General features: G+C 72.3%; 18 protein-coding genes. 7 read left to right on the forward strand and 11 right to left on the reverse strand.

The annotated features are described in order from the left end of the window. Window positions 1-119: 119 nt before the first annotated feature. From ABID77_RS13320 to pilV, 3 genes are read right to left on the reverse strand one after another with little or no spacing between them, the layout of a single operon-like run. Complete coding sequence (locus tag ABID77_RS13320; RefSeq protein WP_429596414.1) at window positions 120-758, reverse strand: pilus assembly protein; 639 nt, start codon at window positions 756-758, stop codon at window positions 120-122. Then, the gene (locus ABID77_RS13325) at window positions 742-1,746 is read right to left on the reverse strand and encodes a PilW family protein (RefSeq protein ID WP_429596417.1); all 1,005 of its coding nucleotides are present in this window, start codon (window positions 1,744-1,746) and stop codon (window positions 742-744) included. The genes ABID77_RS13320 and ABID77_RS13325 overlap by 17 nt, the downstream gene beginning before the upstream one ends. 35 nt (window positions 1,747-1,781) lie before the next feature. Then, complete coding sequence (gene pilV, locus ABID77_RS13330; RefSeq protein ID WP_429596420.1) at window positions 1,782-2,402, reverse strand: type IV pilus modification protein PilV; 621 nt, start codon at window positions 2,400-2,402, stop codon at window positions 1,782-1,784. A 175-nt stretch (window positions 2,403-2,577) separates the two neighbouring features. Here pilV and ABID77_RS13335 point away from each other — a divergent pair, with 175 nt between their 5' ends. Beyond that, window positions 2,578-4,299: a Wzy polymerase domain-containing protein gene (locus tag ABID77_RS13335; protein WP_429596423.1), complete on the forward strand. Its 1,722-nt coding sequence runs from the start codon at window positions 2,578-2,580 to the stop codon at window positions 4,297-4,299. 1 nt (window position 4,300) lies between these two features. On the opposite strand, the gene ABID77_RS13340 is transcribed toward ABID77_RS13335, so the two are convergent. Then, window positions 4,301-4,963, reverse strand: a complete 663-nt coding sequence (locus ABID77_RS13340; protein WP_429596426.1) for a DNA-3-methyladenine glycosylase — start codon at window positions 4,961-4,963, stop codon at window positions 4,301-4,303. A 232-nt stretch (window positions 4,964-5,195) separates the two neighbouring features. On the opposite strand from ABID77_RS13340, the gene ABID77_RS13345 reads away from it, so the two are divergent. Then, the gene (locus ABID77_RS13345) at window positions 5,196-6,335 is read left to right on the forward strand and encodes a pirin family protein (protein WP_429596429.1); all 1,140 of its coding nucleotides are present in this window, start codon (window positions 5,196-5,198) and stop codon (window positions 6,333-6,335) included. 172 nt (window positions 6,336-6,507) lie between these two features. Then, entirely contained in the window at window positions 6,508-6,819 is a 312-nt protein-coding gene (locus tag ABID77_RS13350; protein WP_429596432.1) for a putative quinol monooxygenase, read from the forward strand. Between the two features lie 22 nt (window positions 6,820-6,841). On the opposite strand, the gene ABID77_RS13355 is transcribed toward ABID77_RS13350, so the two are convergent. The 4 genes from ABID77_RS13355 to ABID77_RS13370 all read right to left on the reverse strand — a co-directional run bounded on the left by ABID77_RS13355 (window position 6,842) and on the right by ABID77_RS13370 (window position 10,185). Next, on the reverse strand, window positions 6,842-7,237 hold the full coding sequence (locus tag ABID77_RS13355) for a carboxymuconolactone decarboxylase family protein (RefSeq protein WP_429596435.1): 396 nt from the start codon (window positions 7,235-7,237) through the stop codon (window positions 6,842-6,844). After that, the gene (locus ABID77_RS13360; RefSeq protein ID WP_429596438.1) at window positions 7,167-7,643 is read right to left on the reverse strand and encodes a MerR family transcriptional regulator; all 477 of its coding nucleotides are present in this window, start codon (window positions 7,641-7,643) and stop codon (window positions 7,167-7,169) included. Before ABID77_RS13360 ends, ABID77_RS13355 begins: the two co-directional genes overlap by 71 nt. A 77-nt stretch (window positions 7,644-7,720) precedes the next feature. After that, window positions 7,721-8,917, reverse strand: a complete 1,197-nt coding sequence (locus ABID77_RS13365; protein WP_429596441.1) for an MFS transporter — start codon at window positions 8,915-8,917, stop codon at window positions 7,721-7,723. A 71-nt stretch (window positions 8,918-8,988) separates the two neighbouring features. Next, a complete protein-coding gene (locus ABID77_RS13370; protein WP_429596443.1) occupies window positions 8,989-10,185 on the reverse strand; it encodes a serine hydrolase domain-containing protein in 1,197 nt (398 codons plus the stop codon). Window positions 10,186-10,286: 101 nt separating this feature from the next. On the opposite strand from ABID77_RS13370, the gene ABID77_RS13375 reads away from it, so the two are divergent. After that, window positions 10,287-11,219, forward strand: a complete 933-nt coding sequence (locus ABID77_RS13375; protein ID WP_429596446.1) for a LysR family transcriptional regulator — start codon at window positions 10,287-10,289, stop codon at window positions 11,217-11,219. 34 nt (window positions 11,220-11,253) lie between these two features. Here ABID77_RS13375 and ABID77_RS13380 read toward each other — a convergent pair whose 3' ends face one another. Continuing rightward, window positions 11,254-12,042 (reverse strand): NAD(P)H-dependent oxidoreductase, encoded by a 789-nt coding sequence (locus ABID77_RS13380; RefSeq protein WP_429596449.1) that lies wholly within the window; start codon window positions 12,040-12,042, stop codon window positions 11,254-11,256. 98 nt (window positions 12,043-12,140) lie between these two features. Here ABID77_RS13380 and ABID77_RS13385 point away from each other — a divergent pair, with 98 nt between their 5' ends. Further along, on the forward strand, window positions 12,141-13,061 hold the full coding sequence (locus ABID77_RS13385; RefSeq protein ID WP_429596452.1) for a LysR family transcriptional regulator: 921 nt from the start codon (window positions 12,141-12,143) through the stop codon (window positions 13,059-13,061). Window positions 13,062-13,129: 68 nt separating this feature from the next. Here the strand turns inward: ABID77_RS13385 and gap are convergent, their stop codons facing one another. Both gap and ABID77_RS13395 read right to left on the reverse strand, forming a co-directional pair. Then, window positions 13,130-14,131 carry a type I glyceraldehyde-3-phosphate dehydrogenase gene (gap, locus tag ABID77_RS13390; protein WP_429596455.1) on the reverse strand — a complete coding sequence of 334 codons (1,002 nt, stop codon included), beginning with the start codon at window positions 14,129-14,131 and terminating at the stop codon, window positions 13,130-13,132. Window positions 14,132-14,183: 52 nt separating this feature from the next. After that, window positions 14,184-16,301, reverse strand: a complete 2,118-nt coding sequence (locus ABID77_RS13395) for a transketolase family protein (RefSeq protein WP_429596457.1) — start codon at window positions 16,299-16,301, stop codon at window positions 14,184-14,186. 160 nt (window positions 16,302-16,461) lie between these two features. Here ABID77_RS13395 and ABID77_RS13400 point away from each other — a divergent pair, with 160 nt between their 5' ends. Together ABID77_RS13400 and ABID77_RS13405 are read left to right on the forward strand one after the other, a co-directional pair. Further along, window positions 16,462-17,196 carry a nucleotidyltransferase family protein gene (locus ABID77_RS13400; protein ID WP_429596460.1) on the forward strand — a complete coding sequence of 245 codons (735 nt, stop codon included), beginning with the start codon at window positions 16,462-16,464 and terminating at the stop codon, window positions 17,194-17,196. 50 nt (window positions 17,197-17,246) lie between these two features. Continuing rightward, window positions 17,247-18,638 carry an aminopeptidase P N-terminal domain-containing protein gene (locus ABID77_RS13405; protein WP_429596463.1) on the forward strand — a complete coding sequence of 464 codons (1,392 nt, stop codon included), beginning with the start codon at window positions 17,247-17,249 and terminating at the stop codon, window positions 18,636-18,638. Window positions 18,639-18,761: the final 123 nt, after the last annotated feature.

Here is an 18,761-nt window from a genome sequence, read left to right on the forward strand (position 1 = left end):
GCGGCGACCGGGAACGCCGCCCAGACCCAAGCGCGGCGGGGAAGTCTGCGAAGGAGGTTTGTCGTCATGGCGGAGAAGGGAAGGGCGATGGCTCGATGCGGATGGATGAACGCGCGCGCTCAGTCGCGGTAGAGGATCTGGTTGATGGCCTGGATGTCCGCGCGCGGCCCGAAGCCCATGGCGGTGACCCGGTAGATGAATCCGGGCTGCTTGTTGGCGTTGGCCTTGCCGGAAACGCCGGCCTCGCGCTCCAGAATGTCGGGGAGCGGCTCGATGACATAGCGCGGCGCCTTGGCGGGCTGCACGCCCGTCGCCGTGCCCCCCGCGGCGACCGATGCGAAGCTCCGACCCGTGAACGTGCCGAAGGCCGTGCTGGGCGCAGTCGCCGAGTCGAGCGTGAAATCGACGGTCAGCCAAGCCGGCTTGCCGGTCAGGGGCAACTGGCACAGGCCCCGGTTCTTGTCGGTCGTGCTGGTGCCGCAACCGGCGACGAAGGCGTTGGTGTTGTTCATCCCATCGAACGTGGCGCGGCGACTGGCGGCGGCAGTGTTGGGGCCATGGATGTCGAACTCGGCGTCCATCAGTGCCGCCTCGGCCGCCTGCCAGGCGACCTGCATGTCGCGGTCGTTGCGCGAGCCGCGCTCGGCCATCAGGGCGATCTGCGCGCCGCCCACGCCCAGCACCGACACCACCACCAGGATCAGCAGGACGACGATCAGCGAGACGCCGCGCTGGGACGGATCAGAGGGTCTGGTCATTGCGCAGGTGGAAGGTGAAGGTGACGCTCTGACGCAGGCGGCCGTCGGGTGTCTGCGGGAAGTTGGTGCCAGGGTCGCGGCCTTCCGTCGTCGCGAGGGCGGCACTCACGTTGCCCGACGCGTCCTTGACCCTGCCGAAGGGAAGGAAGGTCTGTGGGTCGCGGTCCTGCGTCGCACCGGGCGGCGTGCGCAGCACCATGCCGATGCGCACGCTGCGCACGCGCCGCCAGTTGTCCCGGGTGTCGTTGGCCGACGTGGCAACGCCGATCTGGTCGGCACGCAGGTAGCGGTCCGGCACGTCGGGCGCGCTGGCGGCGACGGCCGGCGTCAGGGCCGTGTTGGCGACGACGCGATCGACGCCGTAGAGCACCTGGAAATTTTCCACGCCCTGGATCAACGGCACCGTGGTCCAGGAGCCCACTGCGCCCGTGGGCGAGTAGGTGCACATCAGCGTCGGCTCGCCGTTGTTGAGAGCGACGTGGAAGATGCTGACGATGCGGTTGTCGGCGGCCAGGCCGGGATTGCGGGGGTCGGGAACGGTGGCGACGTTGTTGCCCGCGCAGTCGATCATCGACTTGTCGGACACCGTCGCCAGCAGCGGATCGTCCGTGTTGGGATAGAGCTGCGAAGCCTGGTAGCGCAGGATCAGGATGTCGCTGCCATAGCCCACCGTGCCGCTCGTGCGGGCGGTCGCCGCGGTCGTGGGCGTCGCCGCGATCAGCAGCGAATTGTTGAAGCCCGCGATGCTCGGCTCGCGCGTGGCGTCGGTGGAGAGCTTGCTGGCAACGACATTGAAATCCCGGTAGCCGGCCTGCTCGCCGATGCGCTGGATCAGGTCGGAGGCGAAGCGGCCGTTGTCGCGAAGTTGCGAGGCCGCGTCGACGGTGGTGAAGCCGCGTCGCGCCACGGTCAGGGCCGCGACGGCGGCCAGCACGATGACCAGACCGATGACCATCGCCACCATCAGTTCGATCAGCGTCAGGCCCAAGGCGGACCGGCGCGGGGCGGAACGATGACGCGCGATCACTTCGTGCTGCCCGGCGTCACGGGAACGATCACCGACGGCACGTCGGCGTACTTGAGCGCATCGGCGTCGTTGGCCGACGTCGCCCGTCGGAACGACGGGCGCGTCCAGCCGATCTTGATGACCACCCCGTTCGGGGCCGCGCCGGCGGCGGCGGCGGAGCAGGTCCAGACCGGCAGGCCGGCCGTGTCGAAAGGCGCCGAGTCGGCACAGATCGATACGCGCGCGCCGGGCAGCTGGTCGTTGACGCGGGCGAGCCATTCGGTCAATTGGGCTCGGGCGACGTCATCCGAGGTGGGGCACGGCGTCGCGCCGACGTTCAGGCAAGAGGATGTCGTGGGCGGCACCAGGGCGCCGGTGGCGAACTGGCCCAGGTACGCATTGCCGGCCTTCAGGGCCACCTCCTTGTTCCCCCGCATCATCTCCGCCAGCTCCCGCGCCAGCAGAATGGCGGTCGACTGCAGCCGCGCGTCGCGGTTGGCCTGCAGCGACGCCGCCTGCAGGCCCACCATCCCCAGCAGGCCGAAGGACAGCACCACGATCGCGACCAGCACCTCGATCAGGGTGAATCCCGCAACTCGCTGGGGTCGCGACCCCGTCTGGGCAGACCGTGTGCTCATCGTCGAATGTGCCCAAATATGACCAATTGTTAAGAGGGTGGATACTAACCTTCGACTTCCGCTGACGCTGACCGCTTATCGCAATATGAATACCGTCAGGCTACAGATTTCGGATCCGCGATAAATGCACGTACTTTCGATTGAGCAAACAGCCCCGATGGACCGCCATCGCGCGATGTCCGCGGTCGCGACGCACGCCGCGCTGGTCGCCTTTCCCTTTCTTTCCCCCTTCGTCGCCGGACCGTCGGTCAACGTCTGGCAGCTGCTGGGCGCCTGGGTCTGCGTGGCGGCGCTGGTGCTGCTCGCCGGCCGGTCGCAGGGCGGCGGGGTCGCTCCGGCGCGCCCGCTGCTGTGCTGGCTCGGCGTGGTGCTGGCGGCGATCGCCTGGCGCCACGGGCGCGATCCGGCCCTGTTCCTGGGTGCCATGGGCGCGGTCGTGGCGGTGGCGCTCGCCGCCTGCGTGGGCGCGGGCTGGGCCCGGGCACCGCGGACGCGCCCCGCGGCGCTGGCCTGGGGACTGCTCGCGGCCGGCCTCGCGAGCGCGGTGCTGGGGCTGTGCCAGTACTACGGCGCCGCGACGGCGCTGGTGCCGTGGACCACCGCCCCGGAAGTCGGCCAGGCCTACGGCAACCTGCGCCAGCGCAACCAGTTCGCCACCCTCGTCGCCATGGCGCTGGCGGCGGCCCTGTGGCTGTACGCCGACCGGGCCGCGCGCGGCGCGCCGGGCCGCGCGGCATCGGGGGCGGCCACGGCGGCGATCGCCCTGCTGACGCTGGCGGCGGCGGCGTCGACCTCGCGCACCGGCCTGCTGCAGTGGATGTCGATCAGCCTCGCCGCCGCCGCGCTGGCCTGGGGCGAGCGCCGCGCGCGCGCCCGGCCGCATCGGCTGCCGCATCCGGCCCTGCTGCTGGCGCTGATCCCGGCCTACTTCGCCGCCGCCTGGGCGCTGCCGCTGGCCGCCGGCCCCGAGGTGGAGGGCATGCTGCGGCGCCTGCGCGACGGCCTGCCCGAAGGCCACGGGCGGATGCTGCTGTGGCGCAACGTGGTCGACCTGATCGCGCTGCATCCGTGGGCCGGCTGGGGCTGGGGAGAACTGAGCTTCGCGCACTTCGACACGCTCTACGCCGGTCCGCGCTTCGTCGAGATCCTGGACAACGCGCACAACCTGCCGCTGCATCTGGCGGTGGAGCTGGGCGTGCCGGCGTCGCTGGCCATCTGCGGCGGCTTCGCGGTGCTGGCGCTGGCGGCGCGGCCCTGGCGCGAGCGCGAGCCGACGCGCCTGCTGGCCTGGGCCGCGCTGGGCGCGATGGTGCTGCACAGCCTGCTCGAGTACCCGCTCTGGTACGGCCCGTTCCAGCTGGTCTTCGGCCTGTGCCTGGGCCTGCTGTGGCCGGGCGCCGCCGCCGCCGCCGGTCGCGACGCGGGTGAGGCGGCGATGGTCGAGGCCGCGGCTGCCGGCGTCGCGCGCCGCCCGACGCCGACGTCCGCATGGATGCAGCTGCCGCGCGCGGCGGCGGTGCTGCTGCTGGCGGCCGTCGCCTTCGCCGCCTGGGACTACACGCGCATCAGCCAGCTCTACCTCGCGCGCGCCGATCGCCTGGCGCCGTGGCGCGACGACACGCTGGCCAAGCTGCGCTCGTCGTGGCTGTTCGCGAGCCAGGTGCGCTTCGCCGAACTCTCGATGACGCCGGTGACGTCGGCCAACGCGGCGGAGGTGCATGCGCTGGCGCAGCGCATGCTGCATTTCTCGCCCGAGCCGCGCGTGATCGTCCGGCTGATCGACAGCGCCACGCTGCTGGGCCGCGACGACGAGGCCGCCGCGCTCGCCGCCCGCTTCAAGGTCGCCTTCCCGGCCGAGTACGCCCGATGGCTGCGCGGCAAGCCGCCGACTTCGTGAGCTAGCTGCGCCGGCCGAACGCCCGGCTCAGGAACCGTGAGCCGCGCTCGCCGAAGCGCCAGGGCACGTCGACGGCCTTGGAGATGCCGATGCGGGGACCGACGTCGACCAGGACGGCGGGGTGGTCGTCCGGCGCGGCGATCAGCACGAAGGGCGGCGCGTCCAGCGGCAGGCCGTCGAGGCGCCGGTCCACCCCCAGCGCCTGGCCGACGCGCCCCGGCCCGGCGCACAGCAGGCGCACGTCCTGCAGGCCACGCCGCTCGCGCATCCGGTCCAGCCCCACGGTCGGCTCGATGGCGCGGATCAGCACCCCGGCGCCGTGGCCCGCCTCGCGGCAGACGAAATTCAGGCACCAGTGGATGCCGTAGGAGCGGTAGACGTAAACCCGGCCCGGCGGGCCGAACATGGCCGCGTTGCGCGGCGTCGGGCCGCTGAAGCTGTGCGAGGCCGGATCGTCGCGGTCGTAGGCCTCGGTCTCCACGATCCGGCCGCCGATGCCGTCGACCAGCAGCGTGACGCCGACGAGCCGTCGCGCCACCTCGTGCGAGGGGGCGGCGAAGTCGATGCCTTCGATGACGGCGGCGGTCGGCGGGAGCGCCGCCGGTTCGGATGGAACGCCGGCAGGCGACGAAGCGACACGACGGTGGGAAGAACGGGTGACCATGGCCGCCACGCTAGCGCGGAATGCGTCGCGCCCGCGCCGGACGGCGCCGCCGATGCGCGGCCCGGTGCTGACCGCCGTCCGATCCCGCGCGAGGCCCTGTCCATCGTCCTGCCAGCGGAACGCCGTGTCCCCGGCGGCCGTCTTTTGCGCCCCGGCATCGGCCCCATGTGAGGTCGATGCCGTGCCGCGCGTTCCGCGCGACGCGGCGCCCCACCACGAAAGGACACACGCCATGGCCGCCACCCTTCACGCCACCTCGCCCGCCGGCACGCCCGCACCGGACGCCATCGTCAGCGCCCGGCCCCTGGGCTTCCCGTGGGCGACGATCGATCCGTTCCTGTTCTGCGCCTACCACGACGACGGCTATCCGCAGGCCAATGCCGACATGGGTCCGGCGACGCCGCTCGCCGGCCGCGCCATCGGCCAGGACTTCAGCCGCAAGGACGGCTGGAGCATGTATCACGGCGAGACCGTGCCGGGCTTCCCGGGCCACCCGCATCGCGGCTTCGAGACGGTGACCATCGTGCGCAAGGGCCTGATCGACCACGCCGATTCGCTGGGCGCGGCGGCGCGCTTCGGCGGCGGCGACGTGCAGTGGGTGACGGCCGGGCGCGGCATCGTGCATTCGGAGATGTTCCCGTTGCTCGACGAGCAGGCAGGCAATCCGCTGGAGCTGTTCCAGATCTGGCTCAACTTGCCCGCGCGCCACAAGATGGCGGAGCCGCATTTCACGATGTTCTGGGCCGAGGACATCCCGCGCGTCACCGCGACCGACGCCGCCGGCCGCACCACCGACGTGGCCTGCGTGGCCGGGCGCTGGGCACCGGCGACGGCGCCCGGCGAGCCGGCCGCGACGGCGGACGCCGCCGTGCAGCCCCTGGCGCCGCCGCCCGATTCCTGGGCCGCGCAGGCCGATGCCGACGTCGCCATCTGGACGTTGCGGATGGCCCCCGGCGCGCGTTTCACGCTGCCGGCCGCCACCGGTGCCGGCACGCGCCGCAGCCTGTACTTCTTCAAGGGCGCGCGCGTGTCGATCGGCGGCCGGACCCTGGCGGACCACGCCGCGATCGAGCTGCGCGCCGGGCAGCCAGTGGAACTGGTCAACGAAGGCGACGCACCGGCCGAGTTCCTGCTGCTGCAGGGCCGCCCGATCGGCGAGCCGGTGGCGCAGTACGGCCCGTTCGTGATGAACACGCAGGCTGAGATCGCCCAGGCGATGCAGGACTACCGCCGCACCGGCTTCGGCGGCTGGCCGTGGCCGGACGAAGCGCCGGTGCACGGGCGCGATCCGGCGCGCTTCGCCCGGCACCCGGACGGGCGCGAGGAACGGCCGGCGGCACCGGCAGCAGAGGCGGCAATGGCGTCTCGCTGACGGCATGCCGGCGCGGCGGGCCGGGGTCGCTCGCGTCGGCGCGACGGGCAGGCCAGGGCGCTCGCTCGCGCCGGGGCCGACCGCCTTGTCGCTGATCGGACGCACCGGGCGGCACGCCCGGTCGTAGATTCGGACCTCCCGGCCCCTGCGCCATTCCCGAAAGCCCACCGACATGATCCACGTCGTCGCCGTCATCACCGCCAAGCCCGGCCTGCGCGCCCAGGTGCTCGAACATTTCGCCGCCAACCGGCCGGCCGTGCTGGCCGAGGAGGGCTGCATCGAGTACGTCGCCACCGTCGACGCCCAAGGCATGCCCGCCTCCAAGGGCACCTTCGGCGAGGACACCTTCGTCGTCGTCGAGAAGTGGGCCAGCCTTCCCGCCCTGCAGGCCCACGCCGCCGCGCCGCACATGGCGGCCTACGGCGCGAAGACGAAGGAGCTGCTCGCCGACCGCGTGATCCACGTGCTGGAGCCGCTGGGCTGAGTGAGACGAAGCCCGCGTCGGATCACCCGGCCGCTTCGCGCGCGAACACGTCCTTCGCGGCCGCGAGGCCGTTGAGCGCGGCCGGGAAGCCCGCGTAGACCGCCATCTGCATGATGGTCTCGACGACCTCCTCGCGCGTGACGCCGACGTTGAGCGCGCCCTGGATGTGGACCTTCAGCTGCGGGGCGGCATTGCCCAGCGCGGTCAGCGCGGCGACCACCGCGATCTCCCGGCTGCGCAGGTCCAGCCCCGGCCGTGAATAGATGTCGCCGAAGGGGAACTCGATCAGGTAGCGCGCGAAGTCGGGCGCGATGTCGGCCAGGCCGGCGACGACCTGCTCGCCGGCCTCACCGTCGATCTCGCGCAGCCTGGCGAGGCCTCGTTCGTAGCGGTCCGGGATCTGCGTCGTGGGCGTCATGGGGATTTGCTCCTTTCGGGATGGATGAATCAGGCGCCGGGGACCGCTCCAGTCGCCGGTAGTGGTCGATCTTGGCCGTCAGGGCCTCGGCCGCCTGCCGCATGGCGTCGATCCGCGCCAGCACGTCCGCCCGGTGCGCCTCCAGCATCCGGCGGCGTTCCGGGACGGTCGCATCGCCGGTCGCGCGCAGGGTCGCGAAGGCGCGCATCCGTCCGATCGGCATGTGCGTCGTGCGCAGCCGCAGCAGGAACTCGATCCAGGCCATGTCGGCGGCCGCGTAGCAGCGCTGCCCGCCCGGCCCGCGGGCGACCGGCGCGATCAGCCCGATGCGCTCGTAGTAGCGCAGCGTGTGCGCCGTCAGCCCCGTGCGCCGGGCGACTTCCTCGATGCTCAGGTGCGATGCCATGCGCCGATTCTGGAAGTTCGAGCGCGCTCGAAGTCAAGGCTTTTCCCATCGCGTCCGCACGCCGTGGCGGACCGCCCTCAGCACGTCGGGCGGCGGGCACGCGCCGACCGGACCGGTGCGCGTTCCAGGGCCGCGACCCACGCCACGGCGAGCGCCACCGCCAGCAGCGCCAGCACGACCGGCGGGAACGCGCCGGCGCCCAGCCGGTCGAGCAGCACGCCGCCGACGAGGCCGCCGCCCGCGATGGCCAGGTTCCAGGCCGTCACCAGCATCGACTGGGCGACGTCGGCGGCGGCCCCCGCCGCCCTGGCGAGCGCCGTCTGGAACAGCGTCGCGACGCCGCCGAAGCCCAGCCCCCACAGCCCGGCCGCCGCGCAGACGGTCGGGAGATCGCCGGCCACGCCCAGCGCCGCCGTGGCGAGACCGAACAGCAGGATGCTGGCGAGCGTCAGCGCCCTCGGATGGCGGTCGATCAGCCGCCCCACGAGCCAGAGGCCGGCCAACGACATGACGCCGAAGACCAGCAGCACGAGGTCCGTGCGCCCGGACAGGCCGGCGGCGGCCAGGAACGGGGCGATGTAGGTGTAGAGGATGTTGTGCGCCAGCACGAAGGTCAGCACCATGGACAGCACCGGGCGGACGCCCGGCAGCACGAAGACGCCGCCGAGCGTGGCGCGTTCGCCCTTCGCCTGGCCGTCGAAGTCCGGCACCCGCAGCCGCACCCAGGCCATGAGGACCAGCGCCAGCGCGCTCATGATGCCGAAGCAGGCGCGCCAGCCGACCCACGCGCCCAGCCAGGCGCCGGCGGGGATGCCGAGCGACAGCGCCAGCGGGATGCCGACCATGGCCAGGGCGATGGCGCGCCCCTTCAGGTGCTCGGGCACCAGGCGCGCGGCGTAGCCGGCCAGCAGGGCCCACAGCAGGCCCGCCGCGACGCCCGCCAGGAACCGCGCCAGCATCGTCGGCACGGGGCTGGCGGCGAGCGCCGTCACCGTGTTGGCGACGACGAAGCCGGCCAGCGCGGCCAGCAGCAGCGGTCGGCGGCGCAGCCCCTGGGTGGCGACGGCCAACGGCATCGCCGCCGTCAGCGAGCCGAGGGCGTAGACCGTGATGGTCTGGCCGACCCAGGCTTCGGAGACGGCCAGCCCGCGCGCCATCTGCGGCAGCAGGCCGGCGGGCAGGGCCTCGGTCAGGACGGTGATGAAGGCGGCCATGGCCAGCGCCAGCAGCGCGGCCAGCGGCAGGCGGTCGGCGGCGGCGGGGCCTACCGCCATGGACCGCTGCGCGTGCGGCCGGCCGTTCCTGTCGAGACGCTCGGCCTCCCGCCGGCGCGACGGCGCCGCCGTCACCGTGCCTCCCGTGCGCCGTAGACCGCGTCGCGCAGGTCCGTGACGAAGCGCCCCGACATGCCTTCGTACAGCGTGTTCGTGAGGGCGACCACGCTCAGGCCGCGCGCCCGGTCGACGAACCACGAATGCCCGTAGGCGCCGCCCCAGCGCCAGGTGCCCGCCGACTCGGGCGAGGCGGCCAGCACCGGATCGCGCAGCACGGAGAAGCCCAGGCCGAAGCCGAAGCCCGGCGCATCGGGCAGCGTCAGGCCGCCGGTCTGGTCGCGGCCCATCGCCTCGACCCATTCGGCCGGCAGCAGGTCGCCGCCGCCCCGGCGCAGCACCTCCAGCAGCCGCGACACGTCCCCGGCCGTGCCGGCCATGCCCGCGCCGCCGGACGGAAAGGCGCGTGCGTCGAGGATCCGGGCCGGGCTGTAGGTGACGCCGACCGTGCCTTCGAAGGGCGCCACGGTCTCGCCCTCGGCCAGGCGACGGGGCTGCGGCGCGTCGTTCACGTAGGGCGTGGCCAGCCGGTGCGGATCGCGCGCGACGAAGCCGGTGTCGGCCATGCCGAGCGGTCCGGTCACCAGCTCGCGCACCGCCTCGTCCAGCGGCAGGCCCCGCACGCGCTCGATCAGCGCGCCCAGCACGTCGGTGGCCAGCGAGTAGCCCCAGTCCGTGCCCGGGGCGTAACGCAGCGGCACGCCGGCGAGACGGCGCAGGTTCTCGGCCAGGCCGATGCCGGCGGCGTCCATGCCGTCGGACACGCCGGCGCGCGCGTGAGGTCCGTCCGCGTCGGCTTCGAGGAAGCGGTAGCCCAGCCCGGCCGTGTGGCTGAGCAGCTGGCGCGCCGTGATGCGCGCGGCGCGGCCATCGGCCAGTCGGGGCCGGAACCCGGGCAGCCAGCGCTCGATGCCCTCGTCGAGGTCGAGCCGGCCCCGCGCCGCCAGCACCAGCGCCGCGGTGGAGACGATGGGCTTGCTCACCGAGGCCAGGCGGAAGATCGTGTCCGGCGCCATCGGCAGCCCGCGCTCGCGATCGGCGAGGCCGTCGGCCTGCTCATGGACCGGTTCGCCGTCGCGCATCACCAGGACGACGGCGCCGACCAGCCGTCGCTCGTCCAGCGCCTGCCGGACGACGGCCCCGACGCGGACGGACAAGGCGCTGGTGGAAAGACCGGAAGATGGCCGTGGAAGGGAGGTCGGATGTGTCATGCCCCGACGATAGGAATCCGGCGACAGGAGATAAAGACGGCTAGAGTTCCTGGCTCTGCGGACGAACCTGTCCGCAATCGACATAGGAGCAGGGGAGCGACATGGACAGCCTGAACGGCTTCGCGGTGTTCGTGCAGGTGGCCGAGACGCGCAGCTTCGTCGCTGCCGGCCGGCTGCTGGGGATCTCGGCCTCGGCCGTCGGCAAGAGCGTGGCGCGGCTGGAGGACCGGCTGGGCGTGCGCCTGTTCCACCGCAGCACGCGCAGCGTCGCGCCGACGGCCGAGGGTCTGCTGTTCCTGGAGCGCAGCCGCCGCATCCTCGACGAGATCGAGGCGGCGCAGCAGGAGCTGTCGCAGGCCGGCGCGGCGCCGCGCGGCCGGCTGCGCGTGAGCCTGCCGCTGGTCAGCTCGCTGGTGCTGCCGGTGCTGGCCGACTTCATGCGCGCCCATCCGCAGATCGAGTTGGACCTGGACTTCAGCGACCGCCTGGTCGACGTCATCGACGAGGGCTTCGACGCCGTGGTGCGCACCGGCGAGCCGGCCGACTCGCGGCTGGTGGCGCGGCGCCTGGGCACCTTCCGTGCGTGCCTGGTGGCCTCGCCCGACTACCTGGCGCGGTGCGGCACGCCCCTCCTCCCTGCCGATCTGGAGGCGCACAGCTGCCTGCACTACCGCTTCCCCCACAACGGCAAGCTCGAGGCCTGGGCGCTGCGGCCGGCGCCCGGCGCCCCCGACCTGCGGCTGCCGACGTCGATGGTCTGCAACAACATCGAGACGCGCCTGTGCTTCGCGCTGCGGGGACTGGGCATCGCCTACCTGCCGGACTTCGCGGTCGCGCAGGCGCTGGCCGAGGGACGGCTGCGCGCGCTCCTGGGCGAGCACGTGATGCACACGGGCGTGTTCCACGTGCTGTGGCCGGCGAGCCGGCACCCTTCGCCGAAGGTGCGGGCCTTCGTGGACTTCCTCTGCGAGCGGGTGTTCCCGGCGGCTGGGGTCGGGGTCGGGGTCGGGGAATCGGACGCCGTCGACCGCTAGCGACGGGCGGGTCGGTGCGGGCCAGTGCGGGCCGCTATCGAACCGCCTCCTCGACATGGATGCCGAAGCCCGACGCGCCCGGCCCGAGCTCCTCGCGCAGCGTCAGCTCGGGAATCCGGTAGTCGCCGGCGTTCTGCCTGCGGAACGCGATCGGTGCGGTGGTCGCGAGCGTGTCCAGGCGCTCGCCCAGGGCCTCGCAGGCCTGCGCGAACCCCGCCGCGTCGACCTTGCCGGTGCGGTGGATCACGTGCGGCGGCAGCACGTCGAAGCCGGGATAGAACAGGATGCCGTGCTGGATCGGGAACAGCAGGTCGTCGATCGGTCCGTTGATGCCCCGGGGCGCGTAGTGCGAGGCCCAGCCGCCCGTCGTCACCACCAGCATGGCGCGCTTGCCGGCCAGGGTGCCCTCGCCGTAGCGGTCGCCCCAGTGCGTGTCGGAGTGCTCGCCCACGCCATAGGCGAAGCCGCAGGCGTACACGCGGTCGACCCAGCCCTTGAGGATGGCCGGCATCGAGAACCACCACAGCGGGAACTGCAGGATGACGGCGTCGGCCCGGCGCAGCTTGTCCTGCTCGCGCGCGATGTCGTTGCTCTGCGTGCCACCGTCGAAGGCCGCCCTGGAATGCAGCGACGCATCGAACCGCGCCTGCGGCGCCAGCGCGGGACCGTCGTCGGCGTCCAGCGCGGCCTTCCACCGCATGGCGTACAGGTCGGACACCTCGACGGTGTGGCCGGCCGCCTTCAGGCGGCGGATGGCGAAATCCTTGAGCGAGCCGTTCAGGGAACGGGGTTCGGGATGGGCGTGGACGAGAAAGACGTTCATGGCGGGTCGATGCGAAGCCGGGATGGAGGAAGAAGGGACGCACGATAGGTCGCGCCGGGTCATGTGGAAAATGAATTCCCCGCATGCCAGGTATTGCCATGAATGATTCCCTGCGTCGTCTCGACCTCAACCTGCTGGTCACGCTCGACGCCCTGCTGGCCGAGCACCACGTGACCCGCGCCGCCGAGCGCCTGCACCTGTCGCAGCCGACGGTGAGCGTGCAGCTCGCGCGGCTGCGCGAGGTCTTCGGCGATCCGCTGCTGCTGCCCGGCCCGCGCGGCATGCGCCCCACCGCCCGGGCCGACGAGCTGCGCGAACCGCTGCGGCAGGCGCTGGAGACCCTGCGCGCGGCCGTCGCGCCGTCCACCCCGTTCGACCCCGTTCGGTCCACGCGGACCTGGCGCGTCATGGCGTCGGACTACGGCGAATCGACGGTCGTGCTGCCGGCGCTCGCCGGGCTGCGCGCGGCGGCGCCGGCCACGCGGCTGGCGATCGTCGAGCTCAACCCGCGCACCCTGGCGCGCCAGGCCGAACAGGGCGGCATCGATCTGGCCTTCCACGTCGCCACCAATGCGCCGCCGGACCTGCGGCGGCGCTCCATGTTCACCGAGCGCTACGTGCTGGCCGGTCGCGCGGACCATCCCCGGCTCCGGCGCCGCCCGACATTGACGCAGTTCTGCCGGCTCGGCCACGTGATCGTCTCGCCCGACGGCGGCGGCTTCCACGGCGCGGCCGACGCGGCGCTGGCCGAACGCGGCATGGCGCGGCACGTCGCGCTGTCGGTGCCGCACTTCCTGTTCCTCGAGGCGGCGCTCGCGGCCACGGACCTGGTCGCGCTGGTGCCGTCGCGGCTGGTGCGAGGCCGCGCCGCGCTGCGGGTGATCGACCCGCCGCTGGAGGTGCCGGGCTTCGAGCTGCTCATGCTGTGGCACGAGCGCGTGCATCGCGATCCGGCGCACCGCTGGCTGCGCGAGCACGTCGCGAAATCGATCGGCGCGGGCGATACGGCGGCGCCATGAAAAAACGCGCCCGGAGGCGCGTCTTTCCTGCAGACCGGGCGCGGTGAGCGCCCGGTGACGACGTGCGATTACTTCGAGACGACGCGCACCATCTCCAGGCACTTGTTCGAGTAGCCCCATTCGTTGTCGTACCAGGAGACGAGCTTGACGAAGGTGCTGTCGAGCGCCAGGCCGGCCTCGGCGTCGAAGATCGAGGTGCGCGGGTCGCCGCGGAAGTCGGTGGCCACCACCTTGTCCTCCGTGTAGCCCAGCACGCCTTTGAGCGCGCCTTCGGACTGGGCCTTCATCTCGGCGCAGATCTCCTTGTAGCTGGCTTCCTTCTCCAGCTCGACGGTCAGGTCGACCACCGACACGTCGGAGGTCGGCACGCGGAAGCTCATGCCGGTGAGCTTCTTGTTGAGCTCGGGGATCACCACGCCGACGGCCTTGGCCGCGCCGGTCGACGACGGGATGATGTTCTCCAGGATGCCGCGGCCGCCGCGCCAGTCCTTGTTGCTCGGGCCGTCGACGGTCTTCTGCGTCGCGGTGGTGGCGTGCACGGTGGTCATCAGGCCGCGCTTGATGCCCCACTTGTCGTTGAGCACCTTGGCCAGCGGCGCGAGGGCGTTGGTGGTGCAGCTGGCGTTGCTGATGATGGCCTCGCCGGCGTACTTGGCGTCGTTCACGCCGTAGACGAACATCGGCGTGTCGTCCTTGCAGGGGGCCGACATGATGACCTTCTTCGCGCCCGCGTCGATGTGCTTCTGGCAGGTTTCCTTGGTGAGGAACAGGCCGGTGGCCTCGAGCACGATGTCGGCGCCGACCTCGTTCCACTTCAGGGCCGCCGGGTCGCGCTCCTGCGTCAGGCGGATCTTCTTGCCGTTGACGATCAGCGTGTTGCCGTCGACCGAGACCTCGCCCTTGAAGCGGCCGTGCACCGAGTCGTACTGGAGCATGTAGGCCAGGTAGTCCGGCTCGAGCAGGTCGTTGATGGCGACGATCTCGATGTCGTTCTTGAAGTTCTGGACGGCGGCGCGCAGCACGTTGCGACCGATGCGGCCGAAGCCGTTGATACCGAGTTTGATAGCCATGTGGACTGAGCTCCTGGAGGTTGAGAAAAAGGGCGGAAAGGATCGGTCGGGTTCAGCGCTCGAGCGCTTTCTCGACGGTGGCGGCGACGTTCTCCGGCGTGAAGCCGAAATGCTTGAACAGCACGCCCGCGGGCGCCGACTCGCCGAAGGTGTCGAGGCCCACGACGGCGGCGCAGCCGTACTTCCACCATCCGTCGGTCGAACCCATCTCCACGGCGATGCGCGGCAGGCCCTTGGGCAGCACGCGCTTCTTGTAGGCGAGGTCCTGGCGGTCGAAGGTGGTGGTGGAAGGCATGGAGACCACGCGCACGCCGATCTTGCGCGTCGCCAGCAGTTCCTGCGCGCGCAATGCGAGCTGCACCTCGGAGCCGGTGGCGACGAGGACGGCCTTGACCTTCTTGTTCTTGATGCCGACGCGCTCGGGCTCGGCCAGCACGTAGGCGCCGCGGGCGATGTCGCCGAGCTCGTTCTTGGCGGAATACGGCAGGTTCTGGCGCGACAGCAGCAATGCCGTCGGGCGCGTGGCGTTCTGCAGCGCGACGGCCCAGGCCACCGCCGTCTCGGCCGTGTCGCCCGGACGCCAGACGTCCAGGTTGGGGATCAGGCGCAGGCTGGCCGCGTGCTCGACCGACTGGTGCGTCGGGCCGTCCTCGCCCAGGCCGATGGAGTCGTGCGTGAAGACGTGGATCACGCGGCGCTTCATCAGCGCGGCCATGCGGATGGCGTTGCGACTGTAGTCGCTGAAGGTCAGGAAGGTGCCGCCGTAGGGGATGTAGCCGCCGTGCAGCGCCACGCCGTTCATGATCGCGGCCATGCCGAACTCGCGCACGCCGTAGTTGATGTGGCGCCCGATCAGGCCGTGCGGCGCGGGAGCGGCATCGGCGCTGCTGGCGGGCTTCTTCTCGTCCTCGGCACCCTGCGCGGCGGCCTTGGGCGCGTCGAGCGTCACGGCGCCGGTGGCGGCGTCGAAGCGCAGCGCGGGCGTGCTCTTGGTGTTGGTGAGGTTCGAGCCCGTCAAGTCGGCACTGCCGCCGAGCAGCTCGGGCAGGGCGGCGGTGAAGGCTTCCAGGGCGATCTGCGAGGCCTTGCGGCTGGCCACGGTCTCGGCCTTGGCGTGCGCGGCGACGACGGCGTCGAACGCGGTCTGGTGGAAGTTCTTCGGCAGCTCACCCTTCATGCGGCGCGAGAACTCATCGGCCAGCTCGGGGAAGGCGGCGGCGTAGGCGGCGAAGCGCTCGATCCACTCGGCCTCGGTCTTCGCGCCGGCGGCCTTGGCGTCCCACGCGTCGTAGACGGCCTGGGGCAGCTCGAAGGGCGCGTGCGCCCACTGCAGCGCGTCGCGCGTGAGGGCGATCTCGTCGGCGCCCAGCGGCTCGCCGTGCGCCTTGGCGGTGTTGGCGCGGTTGGGGCTGCCCTTGCCGATGTGCGTCTTGCAGATCACGAGCGTCGGGCGGTTGCCGGCGACGCCCTGCAGCTTGGCCTCGCCGATGGCGCGCGAGACGGCGCCGGCATCGTGGCCGTCGACCGGACCGATCACGTTCCAGCCGTAGGCCTTGAAGCGCGCGGCGGTGTCGTCGACGAACCAGGGATTGACGGGGCCGTCGATGCTGATGCCGTTGTCGTCGTACAGCGCGATCAGCTTGCCCAGTCGCCAGGCGCCGGCGAGCGCGGCGGCCTCGTGGCTGATGCCTTCCATCAGGCAGCCGTCGCCCAGGAAGGCGTAGGTGTGGTGGTCGACGATGGCGTGGCCGTCGCGGTTGAACTCGGCCGCCAGCAGCTTCTCGGCCAGCGCGAAGCCGACCGCGTTGGTGATGCCCTGGCCGAGCGGTCCGGTGGTGGTCTCGACGCCGGGGGTGACGTCGACCTCGGGGTGGCCGGCGGTCTTGCTGTGGAGCTGGCGGAACTTCTTCAGCTCGTCTACGGCCAAGTCGTAGCCCGACAGGTGCAGCACCGCGTACAGCAGCATCGAGGCATGGCCGTTGGAGAGCACGAAGCGGTCGCGGTCGACCCAGTGCGGGTTGGCCGGGTTGTGGCGCAGGTGGTCGCCCCAGAGCGCCGCGGCCATGTCGGCCATGCCCATCGGGGCGCCCGGATGACCGGAATTGGCGAGTTGAACGGCATCCATCGCCAGCGCGCGGATCGCGTTGGCCATCAAGGCTTGGTTGGCCATCTGTACAGGCTTTCGGGGGAGGGGAAGAGGAAAAGCCAACAATTTTAACGGCCGGGTCCTTGCGGCGTCATGTCGCGGGGCGCTGCTAGAGTCGCCGCCCATGCAGGGACCGTCCGACCACCGCCATTCTTTTCCTCCGAGCGGGTCCGGCGCCCGCGCCATGATCCTCGCGGCCGGCCGCGGCGAACGCATGCGACCGCTCACCGACCATGCGCCCAAGCCGCTGCTCGAGGTGCGCGGTAGACCCCTCATGCAATGGCCCCTCGAAGCGCTGGCCCGGGGCGGGTTCACCGACATGGTCGTCAACACGGCCTGGCTCGGCGACCTGATCGAAGCGCGCTTCGGCGCCACGCACCGCGCGGCCGACGGCGCCGCATCGACCTCGATCGTCTATTCCCACGAGGGCCGCGACTTCGGCCGCGCGCTGGAGACCGCCGGCGGCATCGCGCGCGCGCTGCCGCTGCTGGGCGAGGTCTTCTGGGTCGTGGCCGGCGACGTGCACGCGCCGGACTTCGTCTTCACCCGGTCCGCGTTCGACCGTTTCGCCGCCAGCGACCGGCTCGCGCACCTGTGGCTGGTGCCCAATCCGGCGCACCACCCGCGCGGCGACTTCGGCCTGGCCGGGCCGCGCGACGGCGTCGCGCTGGCGCTGAACGAGGCACCGCCGGGCGGCGAGCGCTTCACCTTCTCCACCATCGCGCTCTACCGGCGCTCCTTCTTCGAGGCGCCGAACGGCGCCATCCCGCCGGGCAATCCGGAGGGCATCGCCACGCCGCTGGCGCCGCTGCTGCGCGCGGCCATCGCCGCCGGACGGGTGAGCGCCGAGGTCCACGCGGGCGCCTGGACCGACGTCGGCACGCCCGAGCGCCTGGCCGCGCTCCACGTCGCCGGCTGAAACCGCCCCCGCGCGCCGCGCCGGCGCGCGAGCTGTGGCATCGTGGCGGCATGACCTCCAGCACCTCCCTCCATGCGCAGCGCCGCGCGCGACTCGCGGCGCAACTCGGCTCCGACGGCATCGCCCTCGTCCCCACCGCGCCGGAGCGTCCGCGCAACCGCGACAGCGACTTCCCCTACCGCCACGACAGCTATTTCTTCTACCTGACCGGCTTCAGCGAACCCAACGCCTGGCTGGCGATCACGGGCGACGGCCGCTCGACGCTGTTCTGCGCGCCCAAGGACCTGGAGCGCGAGATCTGGGACGGCTACCGCCTGGGCCCGGAGGCCGCGCCCGAGGCCCTCGGCGTCGATGCCGCGCACTCGGTCGACGAGCTCGACCAGCGCCTGCCGCGCCTGCTGGAGAACCGCGACGCCGTCTGGTACCCGTTCGCCACGCACAAGGGGCTGGAGACGCGCGTCGACGGCTGGCTTGCGACCGTGCGCGCCCGCGTCCGCATGGGCGCGCTGTGCCCCGAGCAGCAGCGCGACCTGTGCGGTCCGCTCGACGAGATGCGCCTGTTCAAGGACGCGCACGAGCAGGACACGATGCGCCGCGCCGCGAAGATCAGCGCCGCCGCCCACGTGCGCGCCATGCGCACCAGCGCCCGCATGCTGCGCGAGGGCCGGGACGTGCGGGAATACCACCTCGAGGCCGAGTTGCTGCACGAGTTCCGCCACGGCGGCTCGCAGTTCCCGGCCTACGGCTCGATCGTCGCGGCCGGCGCCAACGCCTGCGTGCTGCACTACCGCGCCGACGTCGCCCCGGTGCGCGCCGGCGAGCTGGTGCTGATCGACGCCGGCTGCGAGCTCGACGGCTATGCGAGCGACATCACGCGCACCTTCCCGGCCGACGGCAGGTTCACCGGGCCGCAGCGCGCGCTCTACGACCTGGTGCTCGCGAGCCAGGCGGCCGCCGTCGCGGCGACGCGTCCCGGCGCCCGCTTCAGCGACCCGCACGACGCCACCGTGCGCGTGCTCTCGCAGGGCCTGCTCGACCTCGGCCTGCTCGACGCCGCCCGGGTCGGCGGCGTCGACGACGTGATCGAGCAGCGCGCGTACTTCCCGTTCTACATGCACCGCACCGGCCACTGGCTGGGCATGGACGTGCACGACTGCGGCAGCTATGTCGAGCCGACGCAGCGCGACGACGTCACCGAGCGCCGCGACCCGCTCTCGGGCGAGACCGTCCGCAACCGCCCGAGCCGCATCCTGCGGCCCGGCATGGCGCTGACCATCGAGCCCGGCCTCTACGTGCGCCCGGGCGAGGGCGTGCCGGAGGCCTTCCACCACATCGGCATCCGCATCGAGGACGACGCGATCGTCGACGACGCGGGCTGCGAGCTGATCACGCGCGACGTGCCGGTGGACGGCGACGCGATCGAGGCGCTGATGCGCGATTGAGCGTCCCGTGCGGCGGGTTTTCCCCGAGGCGGGAAGGCCGGACGGCGAGGCGGCGAAGGCCCTTCCGGCGCAGGTGCGAGGTCTACAATCGCGCCCCCTACAACACCGTCGCACAGGCGCCGC

The sequence above is a fragment of the Variovorax sp. PvP013 genome (assembly GCF_050435945.1).
Classification (GTDB): Bacteria; Pseudomonadota; Gammaproteobacteria; order Burkholderiales; family Burkholderiaceae_C; genus Variovorax.

Coding starts and splice junctions, on each gene's coding strand:
- ABID77_RS13320 (WP_429596414.1), bottom strand. CDS start 758: ATGACCAGACCCTCTGATCCGTCCCAGCGCGGCGTCTCGCTGATCGTC.
- pilV (WP_429596420.1), bottom strand. CDS start 2,402: ATGAGCACACGGTCTGCCCAGACGGGGTCGCGACCCCAGCGAGTTGCG.
- ABID77_RS13335 (WP_429596423.1), top strand. CDS start 2,578: ATGTCCGCGGTCGCGACGCACGCCGCGCTGGTCGCCTTTCCCTTTCTT.
- ABID77_RS13340 (WP_429596426.1), bottom strand. CDS start 4,963: ATGGTCACCCGTTCTTCCCACCGTCGTGTCGCTTCGTCGCCTGCCGGC.
- ABID77_RS13345 (WP_429596429.1), top strand. CDS start 5,196: ATGGCCGCCACCCTTCACGCCACCTCGCCCGCCGGCACGCCCGCACCG.
- ABID77_RS13350 (WP_429596432.1), top strand. CDS start 6,508: ATGATCCACGTCGTCGCCGTCATCACCGCCAAGCCCGGCCTGCGCGCC.
- ABID77_RS13355 (WP_429596435.1), bottom strand. CDS start 7,237: ATGACGCCCACGACGCAGATCCCGGACCGCTACGAACGAGGCCTCGCC.
- ABID77_RS13360 (WP_429596438.1), bottom strand. CDS start 7,643: ATGGCATCGCACCTGAGCATCGAGGAAGTCGCCCGGCGCACGGGGCTG.
- ABID77_RS13365 (WP_429596441.1), bottom strand. CDS start 8,917: ATGGCGGTAGGCCCCGCCGCCGCCGACCGCCTGCCGCTGGCCGCGCTG.
- ABID77_RS13370 (WP_429596443.1), bottom strand. CDS start 10,185: ATGACACATCCGACCTCCCTTCCACGGCCATCTTCCGGTCTTTCCACC.
- ABID77_RS13375 (WP_429596446.1), top strand. CDS start 10,287: ATGGACAGCCTGAACGGCTTCGCGGTGTTCGTGCAGGTGGCCGAGACG.
- ABID77_RS13380 (WP_429596449.1), bottom strand. CDS start 12,042: ATGAACGTCTTTCTCGTCCACGCCCATCCCGAACCCCGTTCCCTGAAC.
- ABID77_RS13385 (WP_429596452.1), top strand. CDS start 12,141: ATGAATGATTCCCTGCGTCGTCTCGACCTCAACCTGCTGGTCACGCTC.
- gap (WP_429596455.1), bottom strand. CDS start 14,131: ATGGCTATCAAACTCGGTATCAACGGCTTCGGCCGCATCGGTCGCAAC.
- ABID77_RS13395 (WP_429596457.1), bottom strand. CDS start 16,301: ATGGCCAACCAAGCCTTGATGGCCAACGCGATCCGCGCGCTGGCGATG.
- ABID77_RS13400 (WP_429596460.1), top strand. CDS start 16,462: ATGATCCTCGCGGCCGGCCGCGGCGAACGCATGCGACCGCTCACCGAC.
- ABID77_RS13405 (WP_429596463.1), top strand. CDS start 17,247: ATGACCTCCAGCACCTCCCTCCATGCGCAGCGCCGCGCGCGACTCGCG.